The organism is Vibrio sp. La 4.2.2 (assembly GCF_027586995.1).
Classification (GTDB): Bacteria; Pseudomonadota; Gammaproteobacteria; order Enterobacterales; family Vibrionaceae; genus Vibrio; species Vibrio mediterranei.
This window is the reverse complement of sequence record NZ_JAPPTJ010000017.1, coordinates 18,945-29,904: the sequence shown is the minus strand read 5'-3', so window position 1 is coordinate 29,904 and position 10,960 is coordinate 18,945. Positions and strand designations below refer to the sequence as shown.

Annotated in this window: 11 protein-coding genes; 3 read left to right on the top strand and 8 right to left on the bottom strand. The window is 46.2% G+C overall.

Annotated features, from left to right (window positions below):
* Positions 1-2: 2 nt before the first annotated feature.
* The 3 genes from OH456_RS24410 to OH456_RS24400 all read left to right on the top strand — a co-directional run bounded on the left by OH456_RS24410 (position 3) and on the right by OH456_RS24400 (position 4,515).
* Positions 3-692 carry a 1-pyrroline-5-carboxylate dehydrogenase gene (locus OH456_RS24410; protein WP_038227657.1) on the top strand — a complete coding sequence of 230 codons (690 nt, stop codon included), beginning with the start codon at positions 3-5 and terminating at the stop codon, positions 690-692.
* An 80-nt stretch (positions 693-772) separates the two neighbouring features.
* Entirely contained in the window at positions 773-2,266 is a 1,494-nt protein-coding gene (gene putP, locus OH456_RS24405; RefSeq protein ID WP_006069676.1) for a sodium/proline symporter PutP, read from the top strand.
* A gap of 239 nt (positions 2,267-2,505) precedes the next feature.
* Positions 2,506-4,515, top strand: coding sequence for an alkyl/aryl-sulfatase (locus OH456_RS24400; protein WP_006069675.1), 2,010 nt, complete (start codon positions 2,506-2,508; stop codon positions 4,513-4,515).
* Between the two features lie 69 nt (positions 4,516-4,584).
* Here OH456_RS24400 and cydX read toward each other — a convergent pair whose 3' ends face one another.
* The 8 genes from cydX to OH456_RS24360 all read right to left on the bottom strand — a co-directional run bounded on the left by cydX (position 4,585) and on the right by OH456_RS24360 (position 10,911).
* Positions 4,585-4,689, bottom strand: coding sequence for a cytochrome bd-I oxidase subunit CydX (gene cydX, locus OH456_RS24395; RefSeq protein ID WP_006069674.1), 105 nt, complete (start codon positions 4,687-4,689; stop codon positions 4,585-4,587).
* A gap of 13 nt (positions 4,690-4,702) precedes the next feature.
* Entirely contained in the window at positions 4,703-5,839 is a 1,137-nt protein-coding gene (gene cydB, locus OH456_RS24390; RefSeq protein ID WP_270034379.1) for a cytochrome d ubiquinol oxidase subunit II, read from the bottom strand.
* Positions 5,840-5,848: 9 nt separating this feature from the next.
* On the bottom strand, positions 5,849-7,429 hold the full coding sequence (locus OH456_RS24385; RefSeq protein WP_270034378.1) for a cytochrome ubiquinol oxidase subunit I: 1,581 nt from the start codon (positions 7,427-7,429) through the stop codon (positions 5,849-5,851).
* Positions 7,430-7,495: 66 nt separating this feature from the next.
* Complete coding sequence (locus OH456_RS24380; protein WP_062462938.1) at positions 7,496-8,095, bottom strand: HvfX family Cu-binding RiPP maturation protein; 600 nt, start codon at positions 8,093-8,095, stop codon at positions 7,496-7,498.
* 1 nt (position 8,096) lies between these two features.
* Positions 8,097-8,804 carry an HvfC/BufC family peptide modification chaperone gene (locus tag OH456_RS24375; protein WP_270034377.1) on the bottom strand — a complete coding sequence of 236 codons (708 nt, stop codon included), beginning with the start codon at positions 8,802-8,804 and terminating at the stop codon, positions 8,097-8,099.
* A complete protein-coding gene (locus tag OH456_RS24370) occupies positions 8,797-9,663 on the bottom strand; it encodes a DUF692 domain-containing protein (protein ID WP_270034376.1) in 867 nt (288 codons plus the stop codon). The genes OH456_RS24375 and OH456_RS24370 overlap by 8 nt, the downstream gene beginning before the upstream one ends.
* Entirely contained in the window at positions 9,651-9,965 is a 315-nt protein-coding gene (locus OH456_RS24365; RefSeq protein WP_038227665.1) for a hypothetical protein, read from the bottom strand. The genes OH456_RS24370 and OH456_RS24365 overlap by 13 nt, the downstream gene beginning before the upstream one ends.
* The gene (locus OH456_RS24360; RefSeq protein ID WP_006069667.1) at positions 9,955-10,911 is read right to left on the bottom strand and encodes an MBL fold metallo-hydrolase; all 957 of its coding nucleotides are present in this window, start codon (positions 10,909-10,911) and stop codon (positions 9,955-9,957) included. Before OH456_RS24360 ends, OH456_RS24365 begins: the two co-directional genes overlap by 11 nt.
* Between the last annotated feature and the right edge of the window lie 49 nt (positions 10,912-10,960).

Sequence of the window (10,960 nt, the reverse complement as noted above, 5' to 3'; positions counted from 1 at the left end):
TCATGGTCAATAACGCAACTATTTTCTCCGATGTTTTGACAGCATGGGAAGGTTGGAATCTTAGTGATTTTGCTGAGCAACGTGAGTGCTTACTTTCTGCTCAGCGTAATATGAATGAACTGAACGCTACGCTCGCTAGCGTGATGGCTTTCCATATTCAACAAGCTAACGTGTTATTAGCTAACCCGCATGTGATGCCAGGGCCAACGGGTGAAACCAATGAGCTTTATGCGGCGGGGCGTGGTGTGGTTTTAGTGGTTCTAGAGAGCGAAGAAGCACAAGCTAAGATCGCGGCAATGGCGCAAATTACCGCAGCACTTATCGCTGGTAATGGTGTCATTGTTTGTTCTGGTAACGACAAGTTTAATCAAATTTTAAAATCGGCAGTCGAGCGTTCTCAACTGCCTACTAACCTAGTTCAATTTGTGGCTTTAGAAGAAGCTTCCACCTTTATCGAGTTCGATGTACGAGTGGTTGGTCTTGTTGGCTCTAAAGACACTGAATGGCAGGTTAACCATCAACTGGCTAATCGCGATGGAGCGATAGGTCTTTTGGTGTCTGAGACGGATTTGGCGCTGCTGCCTGTGGCGCACGATCCGAATCTCGTGTTGAGGTTCATAACAGAAAGAACAAGAACCATCAATATTACAGCAGTGGGGGGCAACGCTACTTTGCTTGAGCTTGGTAGCTAGTGACATAAGGTTACGGACCCCTACCAGCCTCCAATATCACCGTTATGTTGGAGGCTGTATTCTAGGATGAGGAAATAATAATGATTCAAAATAGCTTCGCTATTACAACTACTTTCATCGCTTATTTGGCGTTGATGCTCGCTATCGGTGTGATTGCTTACAAGCGCACGGCCAATTCTAGCGACTACTTTCTAGGTGGTCGTTCATTAGGACCATGGCCAGCGGCTTTGTCTGCAGGTGCATCGGATATGAGTGGCTGGTTACTGCTAGGTCTTCCTGGCTATGCGTATGCAGCAGGTATTGAAGCTTTCTGGCTTGCTGGCGGCTTGCTGGTAGGTACATGGCTAAACTGGCTAATCTGTGCAAAACGACTACGTACTTACAGTATTACTACTGACGCACTGACCCTGCCTGAATATTTGTCTCGTCGTTTTAACGACAATTCAAAAGTGATTCAGGTTGTATCTGCGTTCTTCATTTTGCTTTTCTTCCTTTTCTATACCAGTTCTGGTCTAGTGGCAGGTGGTAAACTGTTTGAAACAGTATTTGGCTTGGATTACACCATTGCCGTCATCATCGGTACGGTATGTGTTGTCTCGTACACGTTATTCGGTGGCTTCCTAGCAGTATCTTGGACTGACTTAGTTCAGGGCCTATTGATGGCAGCGGCACTGATGATTGTTCCTGTGATTGGTATGCAAGGTGGGTTCGGTCAGCTAACGTCTGATCTTGAAGCCATTAACCCAGAGCTTCTTACTCTATGGAATGACACGAAAGGCCAGCCGCTATCTGCAATCGCTATCATCTCTCTCGTGGCATGGGGTCTAGGTTACTTTGGTCAGCCACACATCCTCGCGCGTTTTAAAGCATCTCGTTCAAACAAAGACTTAACGACTGCTCGTCGTATTGCTGTCGTTTGGTCTGCGTTGTCTATGCTTGGTGCAATGCTAGTGGGTGTTGTAGGTCTGGTTTACACTACAGGCACTGGTGGCGATGTACTGGCAGATGGTGAGAAAATCTTCATGTTACTAGTTAATGCGCTATTCCACCCAGTAGTCGCTGGTATCCTTTTGGCTGCAATTCTCGCGGCTATTATGAGTACAGCGGATTCTCAGCTATTAGTGTCTTCGTCGGCGTTGGCAGAAGATTTCTATAAGCAAATCATCAACAAAGATGCGACATCTGAGCAAGTAGTGATGGTAGGTCGTGTCGGTGTTATCTTATTGTCAATTATCGCACTGGTTCTTGCGATGACTCCAGACAGCTCGGTACTTGGACTAGTGTCTTATGCGTGGGCTGGGTTCGGTGCTGCCTTTGGTCCTGCAATCCTACTAAGCCTATACTGGTCTGGTATGAACCGTAATGGCGCTATCGCGGGTATTTTAGTTGGTGGTGTGACTATCGTAGTTTGGAAACAGCTAACTGGCGGCATCTTCGATATCTACGAAATCGTTCCTGGGTTTATCCTATCTTGGATTGCGATTATGGTAGTTAGCTCAATGACTGGTGGCCCAGACAAAGCGGTTCAAGCTCAGCATGAAGCATTTGAGAAGAACCTAATCGAGTTAGACTAATCACCATGTTTGTGATTTAGCATAGTTAATACATCAAATGGCCCTCAGTTACTGAGGGCCTTTTTTTAGTTCTATTAATACTAAAAAGTGTATGCCAATCAGACAATTGAAGATAAATCTCAATAACTGAATCATATTTAATCGACTTCTAAATTCTGCACTATCGTTCAAGCGAATCGGTTTGATTAACATGCACCTCGTCAGCTTAACAAAGCAAAATAATTTTGAACGAGGTATCCATGAAACAGTCAACTAAAACGCTCTTCACACTCCTTCCGCTTACTATGGTTATGGCCCAGGCACTCAATGCCGCGCCATTAGATAGTTATGACTTCACTGCTAACTCAAAGGGTGCAACGTCATACACGGCAAAGGCCAACCAAGAGGTTTACAAGCAGTTAGACTTCAACAATAAAAAAGCGTTTGAAGAAGTAGATCGCGGCTTTATTGCTCCCCTAGATAATGGTGGATTCATCAAAGGTATTGCTGATGTGCCAGCAATGCAATTTGTGCAAGGTAAACAAGCGCCAGATACGGTGAACCCGAGCTTATGGCGTCACTCTCAGTTGGTAAACCGTGGTGGTTTGTACGAAGTGCTACCAAACAAAATCTATCAGGTACGCGGTAATGATGTGTCTAACTTAACCATCATCGAAACGGACAACGGCATCATTCTTTACGATATCGAATATTCACCAGAAACCATGAAAGCGGCTTATGAGCTTTACGCGAAGCATCGAGGCAACCGTCCGTTAAAAGCTATCATCATTTCACACTCTCACACCGACCATTATGGTGGCATTGAAGGTGTTATTAAGTCAGGTCTTGCATCTGAGGAAGATATTGCGAGTGGCAAGATTCCAGTATATGTACCACAAGGTTTTGTTGAGCATGCCGTAGGTGAAAACGTACTGTTTGGTAACATTATGAGTCGTCGTGCTGTGTACCAATATGGCTTCCTGCTACCGAAAAATGAAAAAGGTATTACCACAGCAGCGCTAGGTCCGCTGGTGGCTGCGGGTGCTAATGGCTTGCCAACTACGGTTCACGAAATCACTAAGCAAAAAGAATCGGTTACCATTGATGGTTTGCAATTCGACTTCCGTTTGGTTCCTGAATCAGAAGCGCCATCGGAAATGGTCTTCGAAATCCCAGCTTGGGGTGCGGTTTCTATGGCTGAAGACGTTAATCACCTTCAACACAACATTTACACGATGCGCGGCGCTAAAACGCGTGACGCTGGTAAATGGGCGAAATACATCAATAATGCGATTGTTGAATGGCACGACAGTGCGAAAGTGCTATTTGGCCCTCATACATGGCCAACTTGGGGTAACGAAGAAGTCATTAACTACATGAAAGGTCAGCGTGATTTGTACAAAGCGATTAACGACCAAACCACTCGATTAGCTAACTACGGTTATCGTCCAAGAGATATTGCTAAGAAGATCGAAATCGCTGACCCGATCATGAAACAGTGGAACAACCGAGATTACTACGGCAACTTCGAAAACAATGTCATTGCTACCTACGTTAACAACCTAGGTTGGTTCGACGGTAACCCAGTGGAAATAGCTCGTCACACTGATGCAGATACCGGTAAGCGTTATGTTGAGAGCTTTGGTGGCGAGGATGTTGTGATTGAGAAAGCGCTGGATTACTACCAACAAGGAGATTATGCATTTACTGTTCAGCTGCTAAACAACATTGAGTCGTATAACAAAGACAACAAGAAAGCCAATTACTTGATGGCTGATGCGTTTGAACAACTAGGCTTCCAAGAGGAAACCGCGCTTAATCGCAACTGGTACTTGACGGCTGCAAAAGAGCTTCGTAACGATAACTTGTTGCCACAAGTTGTGAACTCAGCAGGTCCAGATGTGATTAAAGCCATTCCTTCTGATTTGATGATGGATGTGTTCGCAACACGTATCGTTCCTCAGAAGTCATTAGACGCAGGCCGAATTGCCTTTGATTTTGAATTAAACGGAGAATCATTTGGTGTAGAAGTCGAGAATGGTGTAATGAACTCAGCGCTGGATTATCACCCTCAAGATTCAATGGGTACGATCAAAGCCGATAACATGACGCTGTTTGGTATCATCAGCCACAAACTGACAGTAAAAGATGCCCTTGCTACTGGTGCGTTAAAAGTAACCGGAGACCAATCGGTACTGAACAAGTTTATGGGCGTTCTAGATAGCAATATCCCAGCAAACTTCAACTTGATTCAACCGCGTATGAACTAATCGTACAAAATAAGTAGACAAACGAGAAAGCCCACGTTGTCGTGGGCTTTTGTCTTTTCAGACAATGGATTAACCATCCATATCTTCTTTATTGCGTTGCTCTAACCACATCGCATTGATGACCCCGAAGGAGCATGCGAGCAACACACCTAGAACCCAACAGATATACCACATACGTTTTATCTCCCTAGTACAGCGATGTGCTGTTGTCTTCAATGAATTGCTTGTCGATTCGGCCGAACATCTTGTAATAACACCAAGTCGTGTATCCAAGGATTACAGGGACAACCACAACGGCGACCACTGAGATGATGCTGAGCGTTTTGTAGCTTGATGTGGCATCCCACAACGTCAAGCTGTGAGAAGGTTCTAAACTTGATGGAATAATCATTGGAAACAGCGCAATGCCTGCGGTCAATATGATGGTTAGAATTGCCAGACTCGAGCACAAAAATGCCCAGCCACCGCGCTTCGCCATGGACAGCAGCGCCGAGAAAAGTAGCAAAGCGCATGCCCCAAGGGGTACGATAAATAACGTAGGATATCGAACAAAGTTATGCAGCATATTATAGCTGACAACCGAGACCTCTTTGCCTACTGGGTTTGAAACGCCATTGGTATCGATAAGGCTTTGGATGATATAGCCATCTTGGCCATTGGCGATGACGCCACCGACAACGAACATAATCAGCGCGGTACACGCGGTCCACACTGCGATGGATCGCGCTCTTTCATTAAGCTCTCCCACCGTTTTTAGTTGCAGGAAGGTAGCTCCTTGAAGCAGAGTCATGGCCATCGCGACGACACCGCACACTATGGGGAGTGGAGTAAACAAGCTCCAAAATCCGCCCTTATAACTGATCATCAGCAATTCATTGAGCTCGAATGGCAGACCTACAAATAAATTACCAAAGCCAATACCAAATACTAAAGGTGGTACGAGACCACTGACCGTTAAAGCAATATCACAAGCGCGTCGCCATCTAGGGTCGTCAATTTTGTTTCGATAATCCATGCCAATAGGGCGTAACCATAGCGCGGCAAGAACCAGAACCAGCGCCAAGTAAAAACCAGAGAAAGCCGTAGCATAGACGGCAGGCCAGATGGCGAAAATCGCTCCCCCCGCAGTGATCAGCCAAACTTGGTTACCGTCCCAATGTGGCGCGATGCTATTGATCATAATCCTACGTTCAACATTACTTCTTCCGGCAATAGGCAGTAGCGCGGCGACGCCCATATCGAAGCCGTCCGCGATAGCAAAGCCGATGATCAGTATACCGACGATCGCCCATGTGAAGAGGCGGAGTGTTTCATAGTCAAACATATGATCTCCTTATTTGTAGTTGTCTATAACATTGTCGAGTGAACGGTTTTGTTCGTGATAGTAACGCCCGGTTTTCAGTACACTTGGCCCGCGGCGGGAGAATTTCACCATCAAATACATCTCAGCGATAAGGAACAGGGTATAGAGCACGTAAACGGCTCCTAGCGAAATCCAAATATCACTGGCAGCCAAGTCTGAAGTGGCCATACTGACAGGCAGAACTTCACCAATGGCCCACGGTTGTCGGCCATACTCAGCGACAAACCATCCAGCTTCACAAGCTATCCATGGCAATGGAATCGCCCAAAGTACTGATTTAAGTAGCCATCGTTGGCTGCCGATTTTCTGACGGCAAACTTGAATAAACGAAAAGCCAATCAGCGCGAACATCAAGACGCCACACACCACCATAATTCTGAAGCTCCAGAATAGTGGTGCGACTTGCGGAATGGTGTCTTGTGTAGCCATTTTTATTTGTTGTTCGCTGGCATCAGAGACATTGGGTGCGTATTTCTTCAGCAGAAGACCGTAGCCAAGGTCAGACTTAACGTCATTGAACTGAGCGATGTTCTCGGCGGTTTTATCACCATTTCTTAAACGCTGGAGTAAACCATAAGCGATCATTCCGTTGCGTATTCGTTGTTCGTTGATTGCCATGAGATCACTGATACCCAACACAGGTTTATCCAAAGAGCGTGTTGCGATAATGCCCATGAGATAGGGGATCTTAAGCGCATAATCGGTTTCCATGGTTTCTTGATTGGGAAGTCCGAAGACGGTAAATGAAGCTGGTGCTTCTTCGGTGTGCCATTCCGCTTCAATCGCTGCGAGCTTAACCTTTTGAACATCGCCAAGTTCATAACCAGATTCATCGCCCAGCAGAAGTGTGGAAAAGATGGCAGCCATGCCAAACAAACAAGCGATAGCAAATGAACGTTTTGCAAATGCTACGTCCCGATTTTTCAGCAAGTAGTAAGCGCTGATACCCATGATAAATAGTGCACCAGTGGTGTAACCTGCGGCGACGGTATGAACGAATTTCACTTGTGTCACTGGGTTGAAAATCACGTCGGTGAAACTGGTCATTTCCATACGCATTGTTTCAAAATTGAACTCAGCACCGACAGGGTTTTGCATCCAGCCATTAGCCATCAAAATCCAAAGACCAGAGAAATTTGAACCCAGTGCAGTAAGCCAAGTAACTGTGAGGTGTTGACGCTTACTTAACCGATCCCAACCAAAGAAGAACATCCCGACCAATGTCGATTCAAGAAAAAAGGCGACTAGTGCTTCAATCGCAAGCGGGGCCCCAAAGATGTCACCAACGTAGTGAGAGTAATAGGACCAGTTGGTACCAAATTGAAACTCCATGGTTAAGCCTGTTGCAACCCCTACGGCAAAGTTGATCCCAAAGAGCTTGCCCCAGAACTTGGTCATATCCTTGTAAATGGCTTTGCCCGTCATTACATAGACCGATTCCATAATGGCTAGCAAGAATGATAGCCCTATGGTGAGAGGCACGAATATAAAATGATACAGCGCGGTACTAGCAAATTGCAGACGCGACAGATCAACGACATCTGTTAACATAGCATCCCCTTCCCGCTACGAGCGTAGCGGGTAGAAATAGTAGAAAGATTGGTTTTTATTTGGTGATTAAGCGTTTGCAGGCTTGTTTAGAAAGGGCTTTTTTAGCCAGTAATCGAGGCTTAGATAACGACCACCGCCGTAGACAAAAAGCACCATTAACATCACGAAGTAGGTGGCAGCGAATTCCATACCGTTGTTGAGCATAACAGGGTCACCAAGTTCGGTGATGTAGTTGTAGCGGCCCGGAAAGTTTTCCGCTAACCAAGTGATAAAGCCGTTTAGACGAATGGTTGATTCCATACTCCCTGTCGCAATCGCATCCCAGCCATGTTTCCAATGCACCATGGCACTGGCCACACTCATCATAAAAATCATAGGAATCGCGATAATGCGAGTAAACAAGCCTAGGGCTATACAGATACACCCGACGACTTCAGTTGCAGCAGCGAGGAACGCAAGAAGTTCTGGAAACGGGAGGTTAAGTCCACCGTCTGCTACGGGGGCGCCAAACCAGGCAACCGTGCCTGCGAATCCCAGTACTTTAGAGCGCGCTCCGACATAGATAACCGGAACCAAGAAAAGACGAATAGACAGTAGAACCAAAAAGTCGATTTTTCGGCACTTGTCGATAAGGTTGTCATACCAAGTTAAGACTGACTTAATCATTTTATTCTCCTAGGGTGTTGATGTTTAACAGCCCGAGATGGGTGAAATGTTGTATCCAAAGATGTACATCGAAATCGGCGAGTTGAGCTTCAGTTTGTTGTTGGAATGTCTGTAAGCTCGAACAATATGAGGGTTGAAGGGTCTGAATCAGTGCCACATCGATGGGCCGAAGTTTTTGTGAGACAACATGGTGTTGAGCGTTTCGAAATACCGCGTAGTAGTTTGGTGGAGTGCTATCGGTTATTTGTATTGAGTGACTAGACACCTCAAAAGGCAACTCCACTAAGTGCAGAGTGGGATTGCAGCTCAAGGTGTATTGCTCAGGGTTCTGATACACAATGTCACTGCAAGACTCGATATTGATTCGAGTTTGGTCAATTTCTGCGCTGAAGGCGATCCACTCGTATTCAAGTACCATAAGGTCAAGTTGGTTGACCCAAGTACCATGCTGAATGAACTGCACGAACTCTGTCGCGATGTGATGAAACTCAGGTTCCATTGCACAATGCTGCAACAGAAAGTCTTCCACTAACTGAACCAAAGCTTGATGACCGACTCGCTCAACGAAAAAAGGAAAGGTGTTGTTTACGACACCAAAAACGTTGTCGCGAATAAACTCACCGTACTGGCATCCTTCAGTGCGACCTAATCGTATCTTCTGCGCAAGTGCTTCAGTTTGCTGAAGCATCAATCCTGGAGGGCTAAGCATAGAGGACCCCACTTTCAGACAGCTGGACTTGTCGTTCAGCAGCTTTGACAACTGCATGGATGTCTCGTAGCTCTTCAGTAAGGACGACCAGTGGTGGCACGTTGTGGTCTCTCTCTAACAGCAGTGGTTTGTTGCCGTGGAGGTTAAACACATAATGAGCCAATTCAATTACCGAGTCAGGGACGGGTTTGCCATGAGTATCGAGTAATGATTGATCACTCTGCTGCAGATGTCCTGCAATGTGGTAATAGCGAATCGCGTCGCTCGACAAGCTTTGCAGCATCTCATAAGCATCAAAACCGTGGTTGATGCTGTTGACGTAGACATTATTGATATCCAGCAGCATCTGACAGCCAGATTTCTCGATAAGCTCTGCAAAGAACTCGCCTTCAGGAATGTCGTTGTCATAATTGTGATAAAACGAGATGTTTTCGAGCACCAAAGGCCTAGCGACCACGTCTTGAACGCGTTGGATTCGAGAGGCTAGATAGTCGATATTCTCTCTGCTTCTTGGGATCGGCAGTAGGTCATAAAGGTAGCCCTGACTGTCCCGAGAAAAACTCAAATGGTCGCTGTAAATCTCGATATCAAATTCATCAAGAAAACGGGCAACATCTTTAAGGTAGCTTTCGTTTAACGGCACGCAATCACCAATGGATAGACTGAGACCGTGAGCGACCAAGGGGTATTTGTCAGCGATTTGCTCCAAACGCTCCCGTTTTGCGCCACCGAGATTCATCCAGTTTTCAGGTGCGAGCTCGAGAAAGTCGATATCGGGATGCTTAGGCATGTCACTCAGCATATCCACATGCTCCATACGCAGACCCAATCCCTTGCTGGTGTTGGTTATTGTCCGCATACTCCACCTGTCACCTTACTGTTTGCTGATGTCACTGCGTCCGCAGGCGCATTGATACCTTGACCAGAGAGGCCGCACTTCCCGTCACGCGCGCGCACTAACTTATCTTGTGGATCGCTATCGAGCTCTTGTTTTTCAAAGCGTTTTTCGGTTCCACATTTACCTGCGGCACATTTACCGCCATGCTGTTCTGTTGGCTGAGCGGTAACAGGAGCTTCAGCAGATTCACTGATGGCAGCGAGTGCCGCGTTCATTGATACCAGTGAGCTGAGTGCGATTGATATAGCCATTTTATTGTTCATTTGAAGTCTCCTTGAAAGACGCCATTGGGAAGCTCGACAGATCACGAGCAGAGAATATTTTTCCTTTGTAGTACTTTTTCACGATCTCCACTGACTGTGCTTTACGCTTGAGGCCTAGCCCCATCCAGTGATTTAAAATCAGTAGCTTAGGATTAATTTCAGCGGCAATTTCCCCCACGGTCGAAGGTTTCGCATGCATAAACGATGAGATAGCATCGGCTTCTTCGTGAATGGCCATAGGCATTACTAGAATGTCAGCGCCTTTGGCAAAAGGAATGAAGGCGGGATTACTGCCATTTTGGTCTGCAGAAATAACAATGACGCCGTCCTCACTTTCAATTCGGTAGGCCAAAGTAGGTACATCTCCATGAGGGATGCCGAGTGCATAAACAGTAAGCCCATCTAATTCGTAGATTTTTTGTGGTGTGGTTTCTTGATAAGAAACATCGGTGAGGGTGATTGGGAACAGGCCATCTGAGCCATCATAAAGTCCATTAAGGTAAGCGTAAGCTCCGTGTTCCTGATTGAACATCGCATCCATATAGCCTGTTAAACTCGGAAATGCAGAACCAGCTTCTGGACCGGTGATATCTAGTGCGTCCTCACGTTCGAAAAAGTAAGCGCCTTTAAGCAGAGCTGGAAGATCGGCAACGTGATCGGTGTGGAAGTGAGTGATGGCTAAAAGATCGAGGTCTTCGAGTTTGCCTCCTGCTTGGCCAAATCGTAGGTAGTTACCGCCACCCGCGTCAATCATGATTCTTGATTTGCCTTTCCACCAAATCAATTCTCCCGATGAGGCGCGCATATCATCAGAGATGGGACCTCCAGAACCAAGGATTTGTAGGGTAAAGTCTTTATCTAGGGGTTCGAGATTGATTGCAAAAGATTGTGTCGCCCCAAGTGAGCAACTTAGCGCGACTGCTAGCGCTTTTATCGGCCATTTCATAACCATTTCCTATCGTTTTTGTCATCGACTACTTTTGGTCAAAGCGTGA